The sequence below is a fragment of the Legionella sp. ST3F1 genome (assembly GCF_048553315.1).
Taxonomy (GTDB): domain Bacteria; phylum Pseudomonadota; class Gammaproteobacteria; order Legionellales; family Legionellaceae; genus Tatlockia; species Tatlockia donaldsonii.
Map to the genome: position 1 here is coordinate 20,832 of NZ_JBLZIO010000003.1, position 23,017 is coordinate 43,848.

Sequence of the window (23,017 nt, forward strand, 5' to 3'; positions counted from 1 at the left end):
AAAAAAATTGATTGTTTATGAATTTGCATATTATAATTTGAACCCTTTTGACAGGCAATCAATTGATTTAAGGTGGCACGATGAAGGTCTTATTTTCCGTGTTTGTCCTGGTGTTTTCAGGATTGGTAGCTGCGAAGACTTTGCATGAACCTTTGCATAATATCGTTGTTTTTGGTGATAGTTTGTCGGATAACGGGAATTTATATGAGCACTTGGAGCATAAAGTGCCGCCGTCACCACCTTATCATGCCGGACGCTTTACCGATGGTCAGGTATGGGTTGAACATTTGGTGGAATCTTATTTCCCGGGCAATGGTGCAGCACATTTACTCGATTATGCGTTTGGTGGTGCGGGTATCTCAGAAGAAGATGATGATGTTTTATTCACGCTAAACCGTGAAATCCAGATTTATCTGGATGCACATCAAGGTAAAGCAGATCCATACAGTCTTTTTGTAGTCTGGATAGGGGCTAATAATTACCTCGGTGTGCCAGATGAGGACATGGTGGAGAAAACCCTGCGTGAGGTCAATGTAGGTATTCAACACGGTTTACAACGTTTAGTGGCTGCTGGCGCGAAACATATTCTTGTGGTTAATTTGCCTGATCTAGGGCAAACACCCATGGCGAGAGAGTTCGATGCCCAAGAGAAAATGACTTATTTAAGTGAGCAGCATAATAAACAATTGGCAGAAAAAGTAAGTGAATTGCAACGTACTTATCAAAATGTACAATGGCTTTATTTTGATGTGCATGGCACTTTAAATGACCTCCTTATCACGCCAGAGGCTTATGGGTTTAAAAATATAACGGATACCTGCTATAACGTCATGGTTGAAAAACCAAATCAGCAGTCTGTTTTACGCATGGCAGCAAGAGCAAGATTGAAAAACAAAAGAAACGTATGCGAAGGATACTTGTTTTTTGATCTGGTCCATCCTACTTTGCCGGCTCACCAGATTATGGCAGAGCGCGCCAAGGGATTTTTGGACATGGCAGGGATTCAATTTATTGATTAATCGTTCTCTATGATAAAGGCCTTATAAAACAAGGCCTTTTAATTTCGCTTTCCCTCTGTTGCAACTCATTCAATTGCTGATAACGCTTAGATAGTGGTTTAACCAATTTTTGGTCTCGGCAGGAATTTTGCTTAATTTAAAATCCAATATAGCAATGGAGTAGTGATGCAATTACTTCTAGGGCTTTGTTTATTATTGTTTTTAAATTTTTCTGGCGCTAAAGCAGCCGACCTGGAAATCCAGGTCAAAGGGCAAAAAATAATGCTGCCTTATTGGCCTGCCTCTGGTAAGCAATTGCAAGGGGGTATAGTCATGGTGCAGGGTGAATTGGCTAATGAAGGTTTTCTGCTACTTAATAATCTCGCTATTCAATTTGCCAAACTTGGGTGGGCAGTGCTTTTAATAAACTCAGCGGGACAGCAAGGTTCCATCGCTTGGATTGAGCAGCTTCCTGAAGCCTTATCCGCTCTACGGCAGAAAGAAAATAAACGCCTGGTGCTGTTGCACTATGGTGACCAATTGCAACTATCAGTAGACTATTTCAGCAAACTCCAGTCAAAACAAGTAAATGGCTTGATTTTGCTTTCTGCCTTTGATCAGCCTGTAAAAAAAGAGTTACCCGAATTATTGCATAAACTAACGTTTCCTGTGGTTGATCTGACCGGTCAGTTTGATTATCAGTTGGTTTTGGAGCAAGCAGCTACCCGCCACCATTCGATGCAGAATAAATCTTATATGACTACTCAAATCCCTGGCGCAGACCATAATTATTATTTTGCACAGCAATTATTAGTCGCTTATTTACATGGATGGATGAAAAAATTGCAATTTGCATCACCGGCAAAACCCCCGATTATTCTCGATAGTCGATTACTTAAAGCGTCAAGATAGTTAATCTTTTACCACCCTTTGCTGGTACAAATTTGTTCGTAAGCTTTGCGTATTTTTTGTGTTTTATCATTGGCAATTTTTATCATTTCTTCAGGTAAGCCCTGGGCAATCAGTTTATCCGGGTGATTGCGGCTAATTAAGCGCCGATAAGCACTTTTTACTTCTTGTTTACTGGCAGTGTGGTTGATTTCCAAAATGGCATAAGCCTGCATGAGTGTATTCTGTGGTGGCGCTTGATAGTGATCATTATATTGACGCGAAGAAGAGTGTTGATTAGATGATTGCCTGGAACCCTGATAGCCAAAATCCTCATAAAAGCGGTATTGTTGGTTCAATGGGGCAAACCCCATCTGCCTGAAGATGACATCGAGAGCCTGTAACTTCATGTTAGATAAGCCATCTGTTTGTGCAAAGCGATATTGAATATCCATGAATAATTTTAATAGTTCAGGGTTATCCCGACATGCTTTCTGGAGAAGCGTTAAAATGCGACTTAAATCAAAATTCGCAGCTTTTCCTTCGTTAAAGAAACGCTTGGCCAGTGTTTTTTGTTCATGATTCAAACGCATTTCATCCATAAGGGTCTTAGCCATTTGGATTTCTTGCTCAGAAACACGCCCATCCGCTTTGGCAAGATGCCCCATTACAGAAAAGGTCGCTTGAAAAAAAATTTTCTGTACGGCTTGCCGTTTTTCTGAATGATAATACCAATGGGGGCGGGTATAGTGGCTAACCATACCACGATCAAAAAAATTGCCAATGAGAATTCCAAAGAGTGCCCCGGCCGAGCCTCCAATCAGGTAGCCAAAAAAAGCACCGAGGATTTTCCCCCACCACTGATGATTAGTAAAAAATTGCCGAAAATTCATTTCGCCCTGTTTTCCATTCATGTTAAATAAGTTTTATAACTATAAGTGTAATTATACGCTTTGTATTATTAAAAAAGACTGAAATCGACCCATTAATCAGTTTATATATTTATCAATCTGTCTTTTAAAAAATAAAAAATAGCCTTTCTTTACCTTTGATTTTAATCCATCTGTTTAGTAAAGAAGAAAGATTACGAGCAATTTTTTGGTATTACTCCCTAAGGATAAGGATGACAATCCTTGTTGTTTAGGGTTTAGGCGATGAGTCAATTCATGAGTATGCAGTGGCAGGGAAGAACCTTAAATTTTAATATCCGAAGCAATGGGTGATTAAGAATTTTTTGACAATTTTGATTAAAAAAAGTATATTTCGGCTTAAATTTAGCAACGTCCGTCCATTAATCGCGATCAGGAGAAAAGATGAGATCCATCGTTTTAACCAAGTTTGGGGATATAGATGTTTTTGCAGAAGCTACTTTACCAAAACCAGAGATTAAACCTGGCCATGTATTAATTAAGGTTGTTGCTACCAGCGTTAATCCACTTGATTATAAAATGCGTAAAGGTTATTTCCCTGATTTGGTAAAATCTTTTCCAATGGTTTTGCATGGCGATGTCGCAGGTATTATTGAGGAAGTGGGGGAGGGTGTTACTGACTTTTCTGTGGGCGACGAAGTATATGGCTGTGTTGGGGGGCTTCTTGATATGGGAGGCGGCTTAGCTGAATACGTACTTGCTGATGCCGATTTAATTGCGCTTAAGCCTAAAACGCTATCCTTGGTTGAGGCGGCTTCCTTGCCTTTGGTTTCTCTCACGGCGTGGGAAGGTTTAGTCACCTATGCTAAGGTGAAAAAAGGACAAACAGTCCTCATTCATGGTGGTACAGGCGGTGTTGGTCACATCTCGATACAGCTAGCTAAATGGCTGGGTGCCAAAGTGTTCGCAACGGGTTCATCGGCTAAAAAATTAGAGATGGCCAAGCAATTGGGTGCTGATTTTGCAATAGATTATAAAAAGACAACGATCGAATCGTATGTTGCTGAGCATACTAATGGCGCAGGCTTTGAGATTGTTTTTGATACGGTAGGCGGAGAAAATTTTAGTGAATGTTTTCAGGCGGCCGCTCTTTTTGGTCAAGTGATCTCCATTCTTGCTGCTGGCAATTATGATTTATCCTCCGCATTTTTCAAAGGGTTATCCATTCATCTGGTATTGCAGCCTTTACCTCTTATCACCGGTATTAAGCGCGCTCATTATGGAGAAATACTAGCTAAAATAGCGACCCTAGTCGATGAAGGTTTTATTCGTCCTTTAATCGATGAGCAAAAATTTAACATTACTCAAGTAGAGGCTGCGCATGCCCATCTTGAAAATGGAAACGCTCTAGGAAAAATTGTGCTGACTAATTTTGCTTAATGAGAGCAGGGGTGTTTTAATTTTTTCGTATCAAATAACTACACACTACGAAAGTGTGTAGTTATTTTAAGAAATTTACTTCGATAATGATGTCTTGTACTTTTTCTTAAATTATTAACCCAAAAGAGTAAAATAAATATATACTTTGCTTTTTTCAATAGGGTAGTTTATGCGACACGTTTATTCATTCTTAATGTATTTGATGACACCATATATGTTATTACGGCTATGGTGGAAAGGACGTCAATTACCGGCTTATCGACAGCGGATATTAGAGCGTTTTGTTTTAAACGACAGAGAGGATATTAAGGTTGATATCTGGGTTCATGCTGTTTCTTTAGGCGAAGTGATTGCAGCTACACCCTTGATTGATGCCTTGCTTGCGAAGCAATGGACGATTTTAGTAACGACAATGACGCCTACTGGTGCGGAACGAGTACGGGCGCGTTTTGGTGAAAAAGTGATTCACCAGTATATGCCTTATGATCTCCCTGGTGTAACCAAGCGATTTTTTAAAAGAACGAAAGCTCGTGTAGGACTGATCGTTGAAACAGAGTTATGGCCCAATATAATTCATTATGCCTATAAAGCACAGATGGATCTTTTTCTGGTTAATGCCCGCTTATCAGAGCGTTCTTATCAGGGGTATCGCAAAGTTAAATTTTTATTCAAACCGGTGCTAAATCAATTTAATGCTATTTTGGCGCAAAGTGAGGATGATGCTAAACGTTTTAAAGCTCTTGGTGCAGTGGCGTCCAAGGTGATTGTTTTAGGTAATATGAAATTTGATTTGCAAACACAAAACATTAATACAGAGCTCTTTTTAGAGTTAAAAGCCAGCTGGGGCGCTGAGCGTGTTGTAGTCATGGTGGCAAGTACCCATGAAGATGAAGAAGAGTTGGTGTTATCGCGCTTAAAAAAATTGCAGGCCGGTATTGATAACATGATTCTGTTAATTGCTCCTCGCCATCCAGAACGTTTTCAGAAAGTACATCAATTAAGTGTCCAGCTTGGTTTTAACACGGGTTTGCGTAGTCAGAAAGAAACGCTAAGTAAAGAGAACGAGGTGGTTATTCTGGATTCTCTCGGCGAGTTATTAGGCTTTTATCAGATCAGTGATTATGCGTTTGTTGGTGGTAGTTTGGTGCCGGTGGGCGGGCATAACGTATTAGAGCCTATTGCTATGAAAGTCCCAGTCCTTAGTGGAACGCAGGTTCATAATTTTAAAACCATCTGTCGTGATTTGCAGGAGGCACAGGCTATCGAGTTGGTGGAAAATGCAGATATGTTGATCGAGCGAATCATTGCTTTGCATCAGGATGGAAATAGAAAAAGAAATCTGGTGACTAATGCAACGACGGTTCTCGAAGCGAACAAGGGAGCTGTGGCACGATATGTAGCCAAGGCACAATCTATTCTCAATGGTTAAGGCGGATTATAGATTACTAGCCTTGTTGGGGACGTCGAAGTAAGAAACAAGCAGAGCTTAAAGCCCTGCTTGTTCACATTAACCACCCTGGTTTTGACGTTCTTTAATTTCAGATAAGGTCTTACAGTCTATGCACAAAGTTGCAGTAGGACGTGCTTCTAAGCGCCGTAAACCAATCTCGATACCACAAGCTTCACAATAGCCAAAATCTTCATCACGAAGTCTTTCAAGGGCATCTTCGATTTTCTTAATTAATTTACGTTCTCTGTCACGGGTTCTGAGCTCAAGACTGAATTCTTCTTCCTGGCTAGCTCGATCAGAGGGATCAGGGAAGTTGGCAGCTTCATCTTTCATATGAGTTACTGTTCTATCAACTTCTTCCATCAGCGATTGACGCCAAGCAAGCAATATTTTTTCAATATGTGCTAATTGCTTGTCATTCATATATTCTTCGCCTTCAGTTTCCTGATAGGGGGCTATTCCCATACTGCTAACGGCGTCATTTTTCACGTTTCGTACACTCTCGTTGGTTGAATCGGTTAATTGCTCTGGCATCTATGCCTCCTTGTTGCATCCTGTTCAACAAGCCATTATGGCATGCGATTGAAAAGCGCTAGGTATACCAAAAATCATTCTAGTCATCAACTAATAATTCGCTTGCCACCACTTACGCGGTCATTACCTTGCCAATCTTGCCAGCATTGAACCTGTACATATCCATATTCACTAAGCATAGACATTACCGCAAATTTTTGATCAAAGCCATGCTCTAATAATAATAGCCCGCCAGGCTTAAGCCTAGCAATACTATGTTTAATAATGTGTTTTATAGCAGTTAATCCATCTTCACCACTAACCAGAGCCAAACTTGGTTCGAAGCGTACATCGCCTTCAGCAAGATGGGGATCATTGGCTGCTATATAGGGCGGATTAGATACGATAGCATCAAAGTGTTGTTGTGCTGATATCTTTTCAAACCAATCAGAATGGCAAAAACAGACATTGCCTAATCCCAAACGCGCCGCATTTTCTTCGGCAGTCTGTAAGGCTCCCTGGCTAAAATCACAGGCAGTAATTTGCCAGTCAGGGCATTCCGACGCGAAAGCGAGTGCAATAGCACCACTACCTGTTCCTAAATCAAGAATTTCTGCTTGTGGTTTATCAGCCAGCTGAGCTAAGGTCAGTTCAACGAGAAGCTCTGTCTCCGGACGCGGTATTAACGTATCCTCACAGACTTTTAGCGGTAGAGACCAGAATTCACGTGTACCGGTTAAATAGGCGACAGGAACGCCTTGCGAACGCTGATCAACGAGGCGTTGATAGGTTTGCCACTGGGCTTGAGTTAAGTTTGCATCGGGATAGGTATAAAGATAGGTGCGTGTTTTGAGCAGGACATAGGCGAGAAGAATTTCTGCATCCAGGCGAGCACTGGTGCTCTGTGTTTCAAGCTTGGTTATGGCTTGTAACAGAGCGTTTTTAATGTCAATCATGATGACCCAATTCAGCAAGTAATTCGGCGTGGTATTCGCGCTGTAAGGCTTCAATGACAGGATACAAATCACCAGCAATGACATCATTGAGCTGGTAAAGCGTCAGATTAATGCGATGATCGGTTAAGCGTCCCTGGGGAAAATTATAGGTACGGATCCGTTCAGAACGATCACCGGTTCCTACGAGCGATTTGCGCGTCTGTGCCTGCTGTTGCCGTTGCTTGCTTTGCTCTGCATCAAGTAAGCGTGTTTTTAATAAGGCCATCGCTTTGGCACGGTTTTTATGTTGCGAGCGCTCATCTTGGCATTCAACCACCACCCCTGTTGGGAGATGGGTGATGCGAATGGCTGAATCAGTTTTGTTGACGTGCTGACCGCCTGCCCCTGATGAGCGATAGGTATCAATACGCAGTTCATCACTGTTAATTTGGATGTCATCAATTTCTTCAACTTCCGGTAAAATAGCTACCGTACAGGCTGAGGTATGGACGCGTCCCTGTGATTCTGTTTCTGGTACACGTTGTACACGATGCGCGCCGGATTCAAATTTTAATTCTGAGTAAACGGCATTACCACTGACACGTGCAATGACCTCTTTGTAGCCGCCATGTTCTCCGTGACTGGCGCTGATTATTTCAACCTGCCAACCTTTTGTTTCCGCATAACGACTGTACATACGGAACAAGTCACCGGCAAAAATAGCTGCCTCATCACCGCCAGTACCGGCGCGCACTTCAAGGTAAATATTCCGTTCATCATCAGGATCTTTCGGAATCAGGTGCCACTGCAATTGCTCTTCAAGTTCATCGACTTTTTCTTTGGCGCTGGCCATTTCGTCTGCTGCCATCGCTGCGAGCTCGGCATCCTCTCCATCGAGTAATTCTTGCAATGAAACGACATTATTACGGGCCTGTATATAAGCGTCATAGCAAGTGGCAACGGGCTCAAGTTGAGCATATTCTTTTGATAAATTTTTAAATTGATTCTGATCCGCTATGACCGATGCTTCTGACAGTAAACGGCTAATTTCCTGGAAGCGTTCGAGCATTTGCTCCAATTTTAATTCAAGAGATTTCTTCATAAGGAGACTGTACTAAAGGATTAAATAAATAGTGCGCCAAATCAAAGAGTTCTTCACGCCCGTCTAATGCTGCTTGACGAAGGCCCACAGTAGGATGATGGACTAATTTATTCACCAGCCGCTCGCAAAACTCACTTAGTACACTATCCTGGCAATGGCCTGCTGACAATTTGTCCTGGGCCCTCTGTAATTCTTTCTGCGCGACTACTTGCATCTGATTGCGATAATCACAGATAACCTCTTTAGCACGTAATGAACGGTGCCAACGAATATAATTATCCAATTCACAATCAATGAGTTGTTCAGCTTGCCGGGCTGCAGAACGCCGCTCATCCATTCCTTTGGTAATCATCGATTGCAAATCATCGATGTTATACAAATGAACAGCTTCCAGCTCACCCACGTCTGCTTCAATGTCGCGGGGTACAGCCAAATCAAGAAAGAACATTGGATTTTGTGCTCGCTTGCTTAGGGCATGTTCAACCAAACTTTTATTAATAAAGGGCAGTGGACAGGCGGTTGCAGAAATCACCACATCCGCTTGAGACAGGTATTGCGGGATATCACCGATAGTTAATGCTTCACCGCCGAAATCGCTAGCAAGCTGTTGAGCATGCTCGCGGGTACGGCTGGCAATTAAAAAGCGCTTAACCCCTTGTTTATGCAAGTACTTGGCAACGAGGGTTGCAGTTTCGCCAGAGCCAATAATAAAGACTTGCAAATCGTTTTGATTGGGAAATAACTGACCAATTAACTGTACTGCAGCATAGGCGACAGAAACAGGATTTTTACCAATGCCACTGCGATTTCTAATCCGTTTGCTTGCACTGAATATATATTGAAAGACAGAGCGTAAAGTTGTTTTCACCGTTCCTAACTGACAGGCATATTGATAGGCTTGTTTCATTTGGCCAAGAATTTGCGGTTCACCAAGCATCATTGAATCCAAACCACTGGCAACGCGCAACGTATGGCGAATGCCGTGATGGCCGTGGTGAATATAAAGATAAGGTGATAATAACTCGGGTGCCAATTCATGTTGATAGGCAAGCCAAGGGGCTATATTTTCTGGCTCGTCTGTGTCGCAATAAATTTCGGTACGGTTGCAGGTTGATAACATTGCCGCTTCGTTTACTGCAGGTAAACGAATTAGCTCGTTAAGTAATTTATCTTGCATAGCAAGAGGCAGTGCGATTTTTTCACGCACTGTCAGTGGGGCAGTTTCATGATTTAGTCCACAGGCGACAAACACCATAGAATTCAATTTAAAGGCAGCAGATTATCAGGGAATTGTAAACTATTACCCGGGAAATTTGTAGACTTGAGAGCGATATAATAGCTATCTAACCACATGAAAAATTAAAGTGAAAGACGTGGTAACATTTCCATCTCACTCATTTCTTCTTTCGAGCCGGGGCTGTCTTCATTTTTGTTGCTCGAAGAGGTTTCAGCTACAATTTTATTGACTTCTTGTGTTGCTTGCTTGTAGAGAGTGGTCGTAACCCAAGACATGGATACGCCTGCAAGGCGAGCAAGCTCTTGTTTCAGTCCAATCAGATCAGTTAAACCAGCTTCCACTAAGGCCCTTGCAACGGATTTTCCCTGGTAGGCATTGTTTATCATGTTGTCTGCATGAGGCATTAGTTTCTCGGCTATAATCAGTTGCAACAACGCTGTTTGATAGAAGCTCTCATTGTTATCCTGCATAGCTAGTGTATAGGTGGTAATGGCCAGTAAAAAATAACCGGGTGTCCAGTATAATTCCGCGGCTTTCAAAGCGTAGTGGAGAGCGTCTTTCAGGGATTTTTTAGCCAGGGCTTGTTTACATAAGCCACTTAGAGCAGGAAAATAGCCCAGATAGCCTGCAAGTTGCAGATAGGGTGGTGCATAAGCCCTGACTGTGTCTTCTTCGGCTTTAAGGTGGCGTTTGTATTGGCCATAGACAAAAATACCTTTTAACAATTCGAAGGTGTGCAGGGTAGATTGGGGTTTGTATTCGTGAATGGGTTTGCCTGCTTGAGGAGGCTCTCCAGTTCGCGGTGGGTTAAGCCCACAAAGACGCCATTTCTCGTTCCAGATGTCATTCAAGCTTGGATGCTTACATAGGGTATTGAGTTTCGGGTTACCAAGCGCCGCCCTAATCAAAAGAGCGAAGTCGATTTTTTCAATCTCGTTGGCTAAGGCTACTTGTTCCTGAGATGATAGCCCTCCTTGCTCCAGAGCCTCACTTAGTTCAAGTAAAGGCTTCAGAGAAATTTTTTCAGCCGTCGTTAATTTTAAAAATTGTTGTAAGGTCTGGTAGGGCATTAAACTGACTCAAGGTCGAGAATAGTGGACACATTATACCCCAAGTCAGTAAAATAGCACCAGATCAATCAAAAACTATCAACTATACACGGAGATCTCGGTAAGATTGGCCGTCGTGCTTCCATCCATTTCATCCAATAGTTGAGGTTTCTTACCGCTTCCCACAGGAATAATAGGTATTTGAATATTATCGTCTTCTTCATCTCTGAGCTCCTCAACCAGTGCATTGAATTCTCCTCTAGCTGGTTTAGGGGCAGGGACATTTGTACTAAAGAACCTGTCAGAGCTGTCCAAAATCTTGACTTTAGTAGACTTTAGTTTTTTAGTCGGCTTTTCAGCGATGACAGTGGTGCTAACCCCATCTTCTTCGCTGATAGGTAGGATTGATTTTGGTACAGATGTTAATTGCGGCAGTTCTACTTTAACCCTTGGTTCTACTATTTCTTCAATATAGAAAGGAACATAGGCTTCTTTCAATGCCTTCAGCACTGGTGCTGGAACTTCATTTGCCAGAACATCAATATCTTCAAGCCCGGTCGGTAGTTTACTACGGATTTCAAGAATTTTATCCGCTAATATCAAACAGGCTTCCGCAGTCAACGTAGCTTTCATTGTTTCTCTAATGATTTCATAGAGTTCACTACGACTGGCGCGGTTAATGTCAGGTAGATCATAGCGATGAGAGGATTTATCTGTTGAAATAAATTTCGTTGGATAGAATGCACGCAGTAGCTCTACCATTTTTTCTATCATAATCGAACTACGGAAAATACCGACGTTTGCCCTGCTTTCCCGCGGTAAAGATTGTGCATGCTTAAGCCCAATGTCAATAAATGAACGACTGTCATCCAGACCAGTCCCAATGACACCAGCAGCCCCCCAACATACGATAGTGCCATCGCTTGAACGGGTACCAAGAGGAAGGACTTCCGTTTCGGTTAAATCGCTCAATCCTCTTTCCAACTGGCAAGGTACAAATCCTTTTAGAGAGCTGGTTAGAGGATGGGGCTCTTGGCCAATGGCAACGATTAATTGATCACAAACCAGCGTTGTGACTTCAGGAAGTACCTTTGTTTTACGCTGTTTTACTGGTTTTCCGAAGGTAAGATTAACGCTGCCTGTATCGCCAAGTTCTATTTTGATTAAATCACCCAGAGCCATTTTAGCCTTTGGATTGTCATCCAAATCAGCAAATTGTCGGTTGAACATGTTATTGGTATCAAAATTCTGTCCGTCACGCGCTACCCAAACAAAAGAGGTAACCTCTGGTTGGCATCCATTGATGATATCGAGAACCATTGCTGCATTTCTGGCTCCACCACCATAAAAAACAACATTCCCTTTTAAGCGGGCATCACCATGATCTTGACCATAAATCATCTTGCCAGTGCTTAATAGTTGTTTTGACAGAACAGAATCAACTTGGGTTGATGTTAATTTTCTTGTAGGACCAGGACCGGTACAAAGATCAATATGTGCAGTGTAGAGGTAAAACTGAATATCAAGGATTTTTACCGCAATACGATGAGGAAAACCATCTTCTTCCCAGGCTATATCACCGCTATAAGTTGCTTTCGTCTCGATGGCAATAGCTGTTGCATTTAATATAGTCATACCAAAATCACGTTGGGTACAAACCGTTGCATGATAAAAATCATTGGCCATCGTGTATTGATAGGGATTACGTTTGGTAACCTCATCGCGAGCAAAATCTTCAGAACGAGTGCTATATATTTGCGGAGTTTGTACTTTTGCTGGTTGTCCCATGAGGGTATGGCCATCTTTACGCCATTGATCCCAGCTTAATGGATCATTAAGAACAATCACTGCAGGCGTACCATCTTTATTCTTTTTCGCGCGTAGTTCGGTGGGTAGTTCGCCGTACAGCATGGTACCAGCGACACCTGCACCAATAACAATGCGCTCATAGGTTATAGGTGTTGTTTGAGTTAGTATGGCTTCCTCTAAAGCAAGTGATTTCAGCTCTTGTTCTGCTCGTGCTTCTCGTCCGAGAGTTATATTGGTGAGTACTCTTAATTGCTCAAATTGTTTTACAGAGGGTTTATCGCCTATTTTTAATTTAAATCGCGCAAGCGCTTCTTTTTCTAGCTCTACTCTCTTCAGTAATTCATTTAATTCGCTGACTCGTTTTTCAATTTCAACTAATCTTTTCACAACGTTTTTACTCAACATTTTTACAACTCTCTATTCATTTTTTAACTATCCTTAATTGTTATATAAAAAATTATCTGCAATATTTTTTCGTATCTTTGAAAAATAAATGCAACTCTGATAATTGGTTCGTGCGGCATATATTACTGATTTAGTCTTAAAGAAATATTATGAAAATATTAACGAAATATTATGTGTAAAATTGATTGCAACTGAGATGAATATATTTTCATGTTTCACTCAAGTAACGTTCATTTTCGCCGCTAATAGAGGTAAGTAGGTTTTGCACAGGAAGATTATCCTGATAGGAGTAATAGATGGATATTATTTTTCAAGGCAAACATAATAGTGAGGAAGCTGCTGAAAGCTTATTAAGTGTATTGCGCCTCTTTAAAGAGCGTTACCATATCAGTCAGTTTCGTGAAATGCATTTAACAGTAACGTTGGTCGATGATCAAGGTGATGATGTGGAGCTGGTTGATAGCGAAACTGCACAGGCCTATCGCACTTTCGAAGTGTATAGAAAAGGGCATGAATTAACTGGACGCCGTGGACAGCCCATGTTGCAATTAGTAGTCGACAACACACGTTAACTGGAGGGTTTGATGATTCTGGCTTTACTTGCCATTGTATTGACTCTGGTTATGGTTGTGGGTATTCATGAAGCTGGCCATGCAATTGCGGCAAAATGGTTTGCGGTAAAAATTCAACGAATTTCCATTGGATTTGGCAAGCCCCTATTAACCTGGCGAGGAAAATCAGGTTGTGAATGGGTCTGGGCCATTTGGCCGCTGGGTGGCTATGTACAATTACTGAATTCGCGGATTCAGCCTGTTCCCAAAAAAGAATATAACGTTTGTTTTGATAAAAAACCCGTGTGGGTACGTTGTGTTATTTTACTAGCTGGTGCTGGCGCAAATCTGGTAACAGCCTGGCTTATGCTAACCATCATGTTTACCATAGGCTATCAACAGACTGCTCCAGTTATCCAAAAAGTAGCTCCACAAAGTCTGGCAGCTAAAGCGGGTTTTAAAGCAGGCGATCAGATCACCTCAATAGCCGCTCAGGAAACCTCTTCCTGGCAAGAGGTAGGTATGCGCCTTATCATGGTACTTGGTAAGGCTGAGGTCAGGATAAATGTTCTTGATAGCGAAAAAAAATCGCGTTCCCTCACACTTGATTTACAAAAATGGACTTACAAACGTGGAGCAGGAACTCTATTAACAACCCTTGGCATTGAACCCGATTCGTTAAAACAACATCGCTATCAGGTAAAAGGACAGTCTATTTTAAGCTCGATGTGGTATTCCATTGAAAAGATAGGGCAGTTATTGATTTTCTTTTTAGTTATATTAAAGCAGTTGCTTACGGGAATGATTCCTTTTGCCGTACTGTTGGGACCGATTGGTTTATTGGCTGCATCAGCAAATTCTTTTATGCAGGGATTTGCAGTTTTTTTGTATTTTATTGCTAGTTTGAGCCTCGTTGTCGGTCTGGTCAATTTATTTCCTGTTCCAGGACTTGATGGCGGTTCAATTATTTATGCGCTTGTGGAAAAAATTCGTGGGAAACCAGTGCCAGTTGCTTGGGAATTACTTCTTCATCGTTTAGTGGTAATTGTATTTTGTGTCTTGTTAGTACAACTTATTTTGAATGATCTTCAACGTTATTTGACCAGTTAATGATAAGGGACTGTTTACATTTCCTTAGCTTGAGTGTTGATGGCTTGCTATTCCAGCACCGAAGCACAAAAAATCAGGCCATAAGCGCCTGGATAATAGAAATACGACAGTCCCTAATTGCTGGTGCGGGCACAGCACCAAACATCCACACGCGTTACTCCCTGCTGTTTGAAAAGCCTTGCTAATTCATTCACAGTACTGCCTGTCGTTAATAAGTCATCAATTAGCGTTATATGGCTATAGCTATTTATTTTAACTTGAAAAGCCTGATGTAAATTTTTACGACGCCGTTGACTGCCTAGGTTGGCTTGGGGGATGGTGTGAATAATTTTTTTGCAAAGGTTGAGTTCGCAAGGAATTTTGAGTTGTTTTGCCAATAGCTTAGCGAGTTCAGCTGCTTGATTAAACCCTCTTTGTTGTAATCGCCTGGGATGAAGTGGAACAGGAACTATACATTGTGTTGAGACAGTTTTCTCCGGTAAAGCATCTAATAGGAGTTTGGTTAAAAAAGTACGTAAATAGAAGGCATCACGATATTTGAATTCATGGATCAAAGTCCGTAGTGGTTCCTCGAAATAATAACGGGTAATGGTGTGATCAAAGGCTGGTTTTTTTTGGGAACAATGACCACATACTAAAAATTTTGCATCCGGTAAGGGAAGAGCACAATAATAACAGGCATGATTGATTCGCTTGAATAAATCATTACAGTGTTGGCAAACAGCAAATGGGTTGCGATGATATTGCTGACACAGCACGCAAACCGAAGGCAAACGCAGTAACTGTGCTATACTGGTAATTTTTTGGCGCACGAGCGTTGGATTCCTTTATAAACTCTTTCCATTGTCCATGATGAATCTGAAAATAGAAATTTGCAATACCTTTAACAGGCATGCTTTTGAGTATGAGCAGGCAGCCAAAGTACAACATGAAATTGGTGAGCGTTTATTTGAGCGTTTGCACTATTTAAAGATTAATCCGCGTTATGTACTTGATTTGGGTTGCGGCACAGGTATTTTTTCTGCGTTGCTTAAAAAACAGTATCCGCAAGCACAGATTATCGGCTTGGATTTGGCTTATGAGATGCTAACCTTGGCCAATAAAAAACAAGGTTGGAGACGCAAATGGCATTTAGTCAATGCGGATATGACCGCGCTACCTTTCCCCAGTGGCCTCTTTGATCTGGTCTTTGCCAATCAAGTGATTCATTGGATTCAACCGTTATCAACTGTCCTTCGAGAGTTAAATCGAGTCATGAATATCGAGGGCTGCTTGATGTTTTCGACCTTAGGTCCTGATACCTTTAAAGAATTAAAACAAGCTTGGCTCAAAGCGGATAATTATGCTCATACCAATGATTTCATAGATATGCACGATATAGGGGATTGCTTGTTGGGTGAACGTTTTCTTGATCCAGTTGTGGATATGGAAGTGTTGAAAGTACACTATACCAGTTTAAAACAACTGGTGCGTAGTTTGAAAGCGCAAGGTGTACGTAATATTAATCAGGCACGTAATGCAGGATTAACAGGAAAAGGTAGTTGGCAACGTTTTGAAGCGGGGTATAAAACACTATGTACCACCGATGCTAAATATCCGCTCAGCTATGAAGTCGTTTACGGGCATGCTTGGAAAGGAGAGCAACGACGAATCAATGACGGTACGGAAACATTCATACCCGTTTCGCAAATTCGGCGTTTAGGCAAATAACCAGAGGGAGGTTAACATTTCGCTAGCCGGGGTGGTTAGGATGTGATCTCTAGTAGAAATGTCAACTGACCTAAAATAATGGGTTCTAAGTGATGAAAAAAATCTATTGGCTAACACTGTTGTTTGTTTCTTTTATGTCTTGTACTGGCTTTGCAAATAAAAACGTGACCTCAGGACAAATAAGCAAGAATATCGATGAAGCGTTGAAAACGTTTGGTGAGAATATAAATATCGGTATTCTTGTTCAAGACGCGAAAACTGCGAAAGTACTTTATAAAAGAAACGCTGATCGTTATTTTATGCCTGCCAGTAATGAAAAATTATTTACCGCCCTTGCAGCATTAGAGTCTTTCAGTCCTGATTTTAGCTATCAAACACGCCTTTTTGTCGATAAAACTAAAATTAAAAACGGCATTTTACAGGATAATATATACATCCAGTTTTCTGGAGATCCCAGGTTGACAAGTGAACAACTCGAGCAATTGCTTGGTTCCCTTGCTCAAGCTGAGATAAAAAAAATTAAGGGTGCTGTCATCATTGATGATACCGCTTTTGATAATGAAGCGATGAGCCCTGGCACGACCTGGGATGATAAGGATTTCTGTTGGGGAGCTCCAGTTAGTGCTCTGATTATTAATCAGAATTGTGCTAATGCGACCCTTGTTCCCGCTGCCAGACCAGGGCAGCCGGCGACACTTAAACTGCCTGCTTATCCTCAACCTGTTCGTTTCATTAATCAAGTGACTACTCAGGCGCCAGCAACGAAAGATTGTGCTATCAAAGTCAAACCAGAAGGGGATAAAACCTATGCAATCAGTGGTTGTATTAAAACAAACGCACAGCCTCAAAATGTAACGATGGCCATTAGCGGACCCCGTGAGAATACTCGGTTACTGGTGAATTATTTATTAAAGAAAAATCATATTAAAGTGAGTAAAAAAATAGAGTTTAGAAAAATGAGCCCCTCTCCAGTTGAGGTTTTTTCAAAGCAGGATTCACTACCCTTTAAGGCTTTAATTACAACCATGTTAAAAGAGTCTGATAATGGTATTGCAGAATCCCTATTCAAGACCATAGGTGCTCTCTATACTCATGAAGCGGGCAGTTTCACCAATGGCAATAATGCAGTGCGGGCTATTCTGGCTGAAGCAGCGCATTTGAATTTTCCACCAACAACACTCATCGATGGTTCGGGCGCTTCTCGTTATAATTTTATTACTCCAGAGCAAGTCGTTGCGTTATTACAGAAAGCATTCTACTCTGATTATGCTGCTTATTTTATTTCTTCTCTGCCTGTATCAGGGGTGGATGGAACCCTTAAAGATAGAATGAAAGACCCTTTAACACGGGGAAAAGTACATGCAAAAACGGGCTCAATGTCGGCTGTTTCTTCTTTATCGGGCTACCTTGAAACCAAGACGAAAAGAACGCTTATTTTTTCCATTATGATTAATGGTTTTGTTGATTCCCCAGAAAAATACAAAGCCTTGGAAGATAAACTTTGTGCAATATTGATAAAATCCAGTTGAAGCTTTTATGCTAATGTTTTTTACAAGTCTTGCACAATTGAGCAAAGCGCTATAATTTAAGTCATCTGAGTTTATAAGGACAGTCAACAATTCGCCAAGTTGAGTACGTAGGCCTTGATTTTCTGGAACACAGAAATCAAGGCTTACGTGCGAAGAGAGTAGAATTGTTAACAGCCCTTAGGTTTTGTTTGTGTTAGGAGTCACTATGGAATTTGTTAGCCGTTACGTTTCTCATCAGCCTGATGCCCAAGGTCTGGTATCCTATTCCCCTGAAGAGCATCGTATCTGGCAAACGCTTTATGAGCGCCAAATGAAAATCATTCCAGGAAGAGCTTGCGAGCAGTTCATCCAGGGTTTGCAAAATCTTGGTTTGACTGCTAAACAAATTCCCCAATTGCCTGATGTGAGTGGCCGTCTTCAAGAACTAACTGATTGGCAAGTAGCCCCAGTTGCTGCGTTGATTTCAGCCCGTGAATTCTTTGAATTATTGGCTGAGAGAAAATTTCCTGCTGCCACTTTTATTCGTTGTGAAGAAGAAATCGATTACGTGCAAGAGCCTGATATTTTTCATGAAATATTCGGGCATTGTCCTATGTTAACGCATCCTGTTTATGCCGATTTTGTTTGCACCTATGCGCGTAGAGTCTTGGAGTTGCCGGAAGAAGAATGGCCTCTTTTACAACGTCTATTCTGGTTTACGGTTGAGTTTGGTTTGATTAAAACACCACAAGGTATCCGTGCTTACGGTGGGGGAATTTTGTCCTCTATCAGTGAAACGGCTTACAGTGTTGAGAGTGATATAGCAATGCGTGTGTTATTTGATCCTGTCGTCGCCTTTCGCATGCCTTATCGCATTGATATGTTGCAACCAGTCTATTTTGTGATCGACGATTACCAAATTTTGTATAAATTGGTAGAGTCTGATATTAATAAGTATATTCAACGCGCAAGAGAATTAGGTGAATATCCGCCGCTGTTTCCAGTGGATAAAGATAATCCTAATGTTCATATTCTTGCTTGTTAAAAAATTTACAAAGCTTAAGCGTAGAATGTTAGTTTATGCTAAATGTGGAGCGATGAGGTTTTAAAATGGCTGTGGTTATAGTGCTATTGCAAGATAATTCAAGAATTGATGGTGAAAGAAATGATTAAAATCAGTTCCAATTGTAATGCCTGGTCAGTCTTGTTAATATCAGAGCATATCTCATGTTCATTGGCGATACAGTCAAGGAGCAACGCTTGATTAAAGTTCTAATTGTTGATGACCACGCTCTTGTACGAATGGGGATTCGACGATTACTAGAGGATTTACCCGATGTAGATGTCGTTGCTGATGCAGAAAGCGGCGAACAGGCATTAACGTTGGTTAAATCTCATAAACCTGATGTGGTTTTACTCGACATGAAAATGCCGGGAATTGACGGCTGGGAAGTAACCAGACGGCTCAAGAAATCGAATCCGCAAGTGAAAGTCATTGCTGTAACTGCTGTGTGTGCAGAGCCAATGCCTACAAGAGTTCTGCAACTTGGTGCTATGGGCTATCTGACAAAGGAATCTGGTGCCGAAGAAATGGCTGCAGCAATTCGTAAGGTAGCGAAGGGAGAAAAATATTTAAGTGCCGAAATTGCGCAGAAAATGGCAATTAACAGTTTGGAAGCAGTACAGGATTCTCCCTTTGATTTGTTGTCTGAACGAGAAATGCAAGTGATGCTGATGATCACGAGTGGTATGACTGTACAGGATATTGCTGATCGGTTGTTTTTAAGCAGTAAAACTATCAATGGTTACCGATACCGTATGTTTGATAAGTTGGGTATAAAAAATGATGTAGAACTTACCTTCCTGGCAATGAAGCATCGAGTCATTGAACAGCCTAATGATGCTTTACATGATGAATAATAATAAAGTAATAACGCATCGTAAAAGGCATTTCTGCAGCAATTAGATAGCCCACAAGCCTGTTTTACTGGATTGGGTACAGCGCATGAATGAAAAATTAATTCCAGCTTCTTTGAATAAATTTTTAGCCAATCTCACTAATGAGCCCGGTGTTTACCGTATGCTAAATAGCGAAGGTACGGTGTTATATGTAGGGAAGGCAAGTAGTCTAAAAAAGCGGGTTAACAGCTATTTTACTAAGCAAAATGCGGGTGCTAAAACACGCTCTTTGGTAAATCAGATTGCGTCGATTGAAGTGAGTGTGACACGTAGTGAAACCGAAGCACTTTTGCTGGAAAGTAATTTAATTAAGGCATTGCGTCCCAAATACAACGTGTTGCTGCGGGACGATAAGTCTTACCCCTATATTCACGTTACTCCTAACCACCCGTTCCCACGCATGGAATTGTATCGCAGTAAGAAAAAACCGCAAAAAGGCGAGTATTTTGGTCCGTATCCAAGTGTGGCGGCAGTACGGGAAACTTTAAATACCATTCAGAAGGTTTTTAAAATTCGTAATTGCCGGGACAGCTATTTCAGCACTCGCTCACGGCCCTGCTTGCAATACCAAATCAAACGTTGCAGTGCGCCCTGTACAAATTATATTTCCGCTAAGGATTATCAGCAGTCAGTTAATGATGCAATTCGTTTTTTGCAGGGAAAATCTCAATTAATCCTGGAGGAATTGGCTAAACGGATGGAGCAGGCTGTAGAGCGTCTTGCTTTTGAAGAGGCTGCTGTTTTGCGTGATCAGATCAAGAGTCTGCGCCTTGTACAAGAACAACAAGGTGTCGTGCAATTACGTGGGGATGCGGATGTGATTGCCATTGAAGCACAGCCTGGTTTCGCTTGTATATACTGTGTCACAGTACGTGATGGGCATGTATTAACGAGCCAAAGTTTTTTCCCTTCTGTACCCAAGCTGAGTTTTGACGAAAAAAATGATGAGCGAGCATTGTGGGAGCAAGTTTTTGAAGCATTCATCGCTTTTTATTATGTTGATGCGCCGGAGAAAATCCCTGCCTTGATCATTACGCATGAACCGATTGCTGAACTTAATCTTTTGCAATCAATGTTGAGTGAATTACGCGGAAAAAACTGCCAAATTCAAATTACTCCACGTGGTGTTAAAGCACGCTGGTTAGATTTTGCCCGGGATAATTTAAGGTTGGCTATAGCCGACTACATGGCTTCATCAGCAACGATGAAAAAACGATATCAATCCCTGAATGAATTGTTAGAGCGAGACGTTCCTATTACACGGATGGAGTGTTTTGATATTAGTCATACGAAGGGAGAGGCTACGATTGCTTCCTGTGTAGTTTTTGATGCCCAAGGGCCATGTAAAAAAGAATATCGCCGCTTTAATATTGATGGTATTACTCCTGGTGATGATTATGCCGCTATGGAGCAAGCTATTTTCCGGCGGTTTAAGCGACTGATACAAGAACAGCATTTGCCCGATGTCCTGATTATTGATGGTGGTAAGGGGCAGGTCGCTGTGGCAAAACGTGTTTTTGCTGCCTTGCAAATAGAGGGGGTAACCTTGGTTGGTATTGCTAAAGGACCCGAACGAAAAGCGGGGTGGGAGCGGTTGATTTTAGCGACGGATGAACTGGAAAGGACTTTACCTGCTGATTCCCCTGCCTTGCATCTTTTACAACATATTCGCGATGAGGCCCATCGTTTTGCCATCAGTGCACATAGAAAAAAACGACAGAAAGCGAGGCTTGATTCATCTCTGGAAACCATTGAAGGGGTTGGACCAAAACGACGACAAGCGTTATTGCGTCGTTTTGGTGGTCTACGTGAGCTAGCAAAAGCCCCTCTTGATGAAATAGCCAAGGTTAATGGCATTAACCAGGAGTTGGCAACACGAATATTTCAACATTTTCACCAATAAGTTGGCAAAATCTGGACATTCTAGCCAAGTCATGAGATCTGCATTGGATGGATACCTGACACCTTGCCGGCGGCAATTTATAGACTTTTTCCCGTTCACAAAAAGAATAAAAAGAAATTTTTATTTTCTAAGTAGTTAATTTTTTGACATTTAATCTTGTTGTCTTAAGCGTTGGAATTTCAGTTTTATCCAATATAAACAGTTGGTTATATTATATTTGCTGTGTAACTAAACTTTTTAATTGCATGACCGAAATAGTAGCTAGAAGGTGGAATTGCATTTAAGCACACTTCTTGCATTACAAAGATTACGTTAATTAGGGGAATCACGACATGAGAAAATTTGCCGGAGTGATTACACTGATGATGGTGGCTTTTCAAGCCAAGGCAGTGAGTTATTATGGTACAGGGCTTTGTGCTTACCCGCAATACCAATGTATCAAAGTTGGGAGTGGACAAAGCTGGGAGAAATTGTTTCCTGATGAACAGCAACGCGATATCGTCCAGCGTTTAAATCGGTCTTATAATTATTTATGGGCAGGGAAGGTGATTGTTGTACCACGTAACCTGGCTCAAAAAACGCTCCTGGATTTCTCTCCATTCCCTTTAAGAATTGATGCGGAAGGTGAAAAACAAGTGATTGTAGACCAGGATAAACTGGCTTGGGGTGCCTATGATGCGCAAGGACAGTTGGTAAAATGGGGACCTATTTCTTCTGGTAGGGATAAATGTCCCGATAGCGCTCATTCCTGCAAAACAATGACAGGTATATTTCGTTTCTTCAGCAAAGAAAATGAAAAATGCCGTTCCAATGTTTACCCAATAGGACGTGGTGGAGCGAAGATGCCTTATTGCATGTATTTCCACAAAGGGTTTGCTTTACATGGTTCATTTGACATACCAGGCTATCGTGCCAGTCACGGTTGCGTGAGATTATTTACTCGTGATGCTGAATGGCTCAATCATGATTTTGTTGAGACCTCTACTGAGAAAAATAATTATCTGGGAACAAAAGTGATTGTTCGTCCAGTTATGATGAGTGAGAAACAGCAATGAAAAAAATAATTCAACTGAGTCTAACTGGTGCACTGTTCTTCTCTGTATTTTCGGCATCAGTTTTCGCTGAGGCGGAAGAAAAAGATAATAATAAACTCCCACTGGGGTGTCGGGATACTGGGTATCAGTTTGAACTGAAGACATTGCATTTATTGCCTGGAAAAAGTGGCGATCGGCAATCGATGTATTTCTTGTTTAATACCTTGGGGCAGCCCGTGAGCCTTTATCAAATGAGAGATGAAGAAAGCTCGCGTAGTATGTATTTAAATCATGCCATTAACCCTCGTCAATGGGCGGTGTTATCAACGAGTGAGAAACAGGTAAAATTTATTTGTACGGTACCTGATAAGAAATCACGCTATGGCAAAATTGTGGATTGCTCGGAAAGTATTACCGTCTGTGAATACACGAACGTCCGCTATGGTATGAATAATCGGGGTAACTATTGGATAGTCAATTCCAATACAAGAAATGGGGCATTAAGGGAAGTAGTGCGATACGGCATTATTCCTGCGCAGTAAACCGC

Annotated in this window: 21 protein-coding genes; 13 read left to right on the forward strand and 8 right to left on the reverse strand. The window is 41.5% G+C overall.

Going from position 1 to position 23,017, the window contains the following annotated elements:
* Nucleotides 1-80: 80 nt before the first annotated feature.
* A complete protein-coding gene (gene plaA, locus ACN4Z1_RS03355; protein ID WP_228363237.1) occupies nt 81-1,019 on the forward strand; it encodes a GDSL family lysophospholipase PlaA in 939 nt (312 codons plus the stop codon).
* 165 nt (nt 1,020-1,184) lie between these two features.
* Nucleotides 1,185-1,910 carry a DUF3530 family protein gene (locus tag ACN4Z1_RS03360; protein WP_228363236.1) on the forward strand — a complete coding sequence of 242 codons (726 nt, stop codon included), beginning with the start codon at nt 1,185-1,187 and terminating at the stop codon, nt 1,908-1,910.
* Between the two features lie 8 nt (nt 1,911-1,918).
* On the opposite strand, the gene djlA is transcribed toward ACN4Z1_RS03360, so the two are convergent.
* Nucleotides 1,919-2,779 (reverse strand): co-chaperone DjlA, encoded by an 861-nt coding sequence (gene djlA, locus ACN4Z1_RS03365; RefSeq protein ID WP_228364073.1) that lies wholly within the window; start codon nt 2,777-2,779, stop codon nt 1,919-1,921.
* Between the two features lie 420 nt (nt 2,780-3,199).
* Here djlA and ACN4Z1_RS03370 point away from each other — a divergent pair, with 420 nt between their 5' ends.
* Together ACN4Z1_RS03370 and waaA are read left to right on the forward strand one after the other, a co-directional pair.
* Complete coding sequence (locus ACN4Z1_RS03370; RefSeq protein WP_228363235.1) at nt 3,200-4,195, forward strand: zinc-dependent alcohol dehydrogenase family protein; 996 nt, start codon at nt 3,200-3,202, stop codon at nt 4,193-4,195.
* 169 nt (nt 4,196-4,364) lie between these two features.
* Nucleotides 4,365-5,624, forward strand: a complete 1,260-nt coding sequence (waaA, locus tag ACN4Z1_RS03375; RefSeq protein WP_228363234.1) for a lipid IV(A) 3-deoxy-D-manno-octulosonic acid transferase — start codon at nt 4,365-4,367, stop codon at nt 5,622-5,624.
* 78 nt (nt 5,625-5,702) lie between these two features.
* Here the strand turns inward: waaA and dksA are convergent, their stop codons facing one another.
* From dksA to ACN4Z1_RS03405, 6 genes are all read right to left on the reverse strand, one after another.
* Nucleotides 5,703-6,179, reverse strand: coding sequence for an RNA polymerase-binding protein DksA (gene dksA / locus ACN4Z1_RS03380; RefSeq protein WP_019218097.1), 477 nt, complete (start codon nt 6,177-6,179; stop codon nt 5,703-5,705).
* 86 nt (nt 6,180-6,265) lie between these two features.
* Entirely contained in the window at nt 6,266-7,114 is an 849-nt protein-coding gene (gene prmC, locus ACN4Z1_RS03385) for a peptide chain release factor N(5)-glutamine methyltransferase (RefSeq protein ID WP_255673132.1), read from the reverse strand.
* Nucleotides 7,107-8,195: a peptide chain release factor 1 gene (gene prfA, locus ACN4Z1_RS03390; RefSeq protein ID WP_228363233.1), complete on the reverse strand. Its 1,089-nt coding sequence runs from the start codon at nt 8,193-8,195 to the stop codon at nt 7,107-7,109. The genes prmC and prfA overlap by 8 nt, the downstream gene beginning before the upstream one ends.
* The gene (gene hemA, locus ACN4Z1_RS03395; RefSeq protein WP_228363232.1) at nt 8,179-9,450 is read right to left on the reverse strand and encodes a glutamyl-tRNA reductase; all 1,272 of its coding nucleotides are present in this window, start codon (nt 9,448-9,450) and stop codon (nt 8,179-8,181) included. The genes prfA and hemA overlap by 17 nt, the downstream gene beginning before the upstream one ends.
* A 104-nt stretch (nt 9,451-9,554) precedes the next feature.
* Nucleotides 9,555-10,502 (reverse strand): DUF5630 domain-containing protein, encoded by a 948-nt coding sequence (locus tag ACN4Z1_RS03400; protein WP_228363231.1) that lies wholly within the window; start codon nt 10,500-10,502, stop codon nt 9,555-9,557.
* Between the two features lie 78 nt (nt 10,503-10,580).
* Nucleotides 10,581-12,695 (reverse strand): hypothetical protein, encoded by a 2,115-nt coding sequence (locus ACN4Z1_RS03405; RefSeq protein ID WP_228363230.1) that lies wholly within the window; start codon nt 12,693-12,695, stop codon nt 10,581-10,583.
* A 296-nt stretch (nt 12,696-12,991) separates the two neighbouring features.
* On the opposite strand from ACN4Z1_RS03405, the gene ACN4Z1_RS03410 reads away from it, so the two are divergent.
* On the forward strand, nt 12,992-13,267 hold the full coding sequence (locus ACN4Z1_RS03410) for a hypothetical protein (RefSeq protein WP_115220629.1): 276 nt from the start codon (nt 12,992-12,994) through the stop codon (nt 13,265-13,267).
* Nucleotides 13,268-13,279: 12 nt separating this feature from the next.
* A complete protein-coding gene (locus ACN4Z1_RS03415; protein WP_228363229.1) occupies nt 13,280-14,356 on the forward strand; it encodes a M50 family metallopeptidase in 1,077 nt (358 codons plus the stop codon).
* A gap of 113 nt (nt 14,357-14,469) precedes the next feature.
* Here the strand turns inward: ACN4Z1_RS03415 and ACN4Z1_RS03420 are convergent, their stop codons facing one another.
* On the reverse strand, nt 14,470-15,168 hold the full coding sequence (locus ACN4Z1_RS03420; protein WP_228363228.1) for a ComF family protein: 699 nt from the start codon (nt 15,166-15,168) through the stop codon (nt 14,470-14,472).
* 40 nt (nt 15,169-15,208) lie between these two features.
* Here ACN4Z1_RS03420 and bioC point away from each other — a divergent pair, with 40 nt between their 5' ends.
* The 7 genes from bioC (at nt 15,209) to ACN4Z1_RS03455 (ending at nt 23,012) form a co-directional block, all read left to right on the forward strand.
* Nucleotides 15,209-16,066, forward strand: a complete 858-nt coding sequence (gene bioC / locus ACN4Z1_RS03425) for a malonyl-ACP O-methyltransferase BioC (protein ID WP_228364071.1) — start codon at nt 15,209-15,211, stop codon at nt 16,064-16,066.
* A 92-nt stretch (nt 16,067-16,158) separates the two neighbouring features.
* On the forward strand, nt 16,159-17,595 hold the full coding sequence (dacB, locus tag ACN4Z1_RS03430) for a D-alanyl-D-alanine carboxypeptidase/D-alanyl-D-alanine-endopeptidase (protein ID WP_228363227.1): 1,437 nt from the start codon (nt 16,159-16,161) through the stop codon (nt 17,593-17,595).
* Nucleotides 17,596-17,800: 205 nt separating this feature from the next.
* Entirely contained in the window at nt 17,801-18,619 is an 819-nt protein-coding gene (gene phhA, locus ACN4Z1_RS03435; protein WP_228363226.1) for a phenylalanine 4-monooxygenase, read from the forward strand.
* A gap of 215 nt (nt 18,620-18,834) precedes the next feature.
* Nucleotides 18,835-19,494, forward strand: coding sequence for a two-component system response regulator LetA (gene letA, locus ACN4Z1_RS03440; RefSeq protein WP_058446837.1), 660 nt, complete (start codon nt 18,835-18,837; stop codon nt 19,492-19,494).
* Between the two features lie 85 nt (nt 19,495-19,579).
* Nucleotides 19,580-21,436, forward strand: coding sequence for an excinuclease ABC subunit UvrC (uvrC, locus tag ACN4Z1_RS03445; RefSeq protein ID WP_228363225.1), 1,857 nt, complete (start codon nt 19,580-19,582; stop codon nt 21,434-21,436).
* A 332-nt stretch (nt 21,437-21,768) separates the two neighbouring features.
* Nucleotides 21,769-22,491 (forward strand): L,D-transpeptidase, encoded by a 723-nt coding sequence (locus ACN4Z1_RS03450; RefSeq protein ID WP_115220635.1) that lies wholly within the window; start codon nt 21,769-21,771, stop codon nt 22,489-22,491.
* Entirely contained in the window at nt 22,488-23,012 is a 525-nt protein-coding gene (locus tag ACN4Z1_RS03455; protein WP_115220636.1) for an endopeptidase IV, read from the forward strand. Before ACN4Z1_RS03450 ends, ACN4Z1_RS03455 begins: the two co-directional genes overlap by 4 nt.
* Nucleotides 23,013-23,017: the final 5 nt, after the last annotated feature.

Bases quoted from the DNA above. Each gene is read 5' to 3' on its own strand.
- plaA (WP_228363237.1), top strand. From the start codon at position 81: ATGAAGGTCTTATTTTCCGTGTTTGTCCTGGTGTTTTCAGGATTGGTA.
- ACN4Z1_RS03360 (WP_228363236.1), top strand. From the start codon at position 1,185: ATGCAATTACTTCTAGGGCTTTGTTTATTATTGTTTTTAAATTTTTCT.
- djlA (WP_228364073.1), bottom strand. From the start codon at position 2,779: ATGAATTTTCGGCAATTTTTTACTAATCATCAGTGGTGGGGGAAAATC.
- ACN4Z1_RS03370 (WP_228363235.1), top strand. From the start codon at position 3,200: ATGAGATCCATCGTTTTAACCAAGTTTGGGGATATAGATGTTTTTGCA.
- waaA (WP_228363234.1), top strand. From the start codon at position 4,365: ATGCGACACGTTTATTCATTCTTAATGTATTTGATGACACCATATATG.
- dksA (WP_019218097.1), bottom strand. From the start codon at position 6,179: ATGCCAGAGCAATTAACCGATTCAACCAACGAGAGTGTACGAAACGTG.
- prmC (WP_255673132.1), bottom strand. From the start codon at position 7,114: ATGATTGACATTAAAAACGCTCTGTTACAAGCCATAACCAAGCTTGAA.
- prfA (WP_228363233.1), bottom strand. From the start codon at position 8,195: ATGAAGAAATCTCTTGAATTAAAATTGGAGCAAATGCTCGAACGCTTC.
- hemA (WP_228363232.1), bottom strand. From the start codon at position 9,450: ATGGTGTTTGTCGCCTGTGGACTAAATCATGAAACTGCCCCACTGACA.
- ACN4Z1_RS03400 (WP_228363231.1), bottom strand. From the start codon at position 10,502: ATGCCCTACCAGACCTTACAACAATTTTTAAAATTAACGACGGCTGAA.
- ACN4Z1_RS03405 (WP_228363230.1), bottom strand. From the start codon at position 12,695: ATGTTGAGTAAAAACGTTGTGAAAAGATTAGTTGAAATTGAAAAACGA.
- ACN4Z1_RS03410 (WP_115220629.1), top strand. From the start codon at position 12,992: ATGGATATTATTTTTCAAGGCAAACATAATAGTGAGGAAGCTGCTGAA.
- ACN4Z1_RS03415 (WP_228363229.1), top strand. From the start codon at position 13,280: ATGATTCTGGCTTTACTTGCCATTGTATTGACTCTGGTTATGGTTGTG.
- bioC (WP_228364071.1), top strand. From the start codon at position 15,209: ATGAATCTGAAAATAGAAATTTGCAATACCTTTAACAGGCATGCTTTT.
- dacB (WP_228363227.1), top strand. From the start codon at position 16,159: ATGAAAAAAATCTATTGGCTAACACTGTTGTTTGTTTCTTTTATGTCT.
- phhA (WP_228363226.1), top strand. From the start codon at position 17,801: ATGGAATTTGTTAGCCGTTACGTTTCTCATCAGCCTGATGCCCAAGGT.
- uvrC (WP_228363225.1), top strand. From the start codon at position 19,580: ATGAATGAAAAATTAATTCCAGCTTCTTTGAATAAATTTTTAGCCAAT.
- ACN4Z1_RS03450 (WP_115220635.1), top strand. From the start codon at position 21,769: ATGAGAAAATTTGCCGGAGTGATTACACTGATGATGGTGGCTTTTCAA.
- ACN4Z1_RS03455 (WP_115220636.1), top strand. From the start codon at position 22,488: ATGAAAAAAATAATTCAACTGAGTCTAACTGGTGCACTGTTCTTCTCT.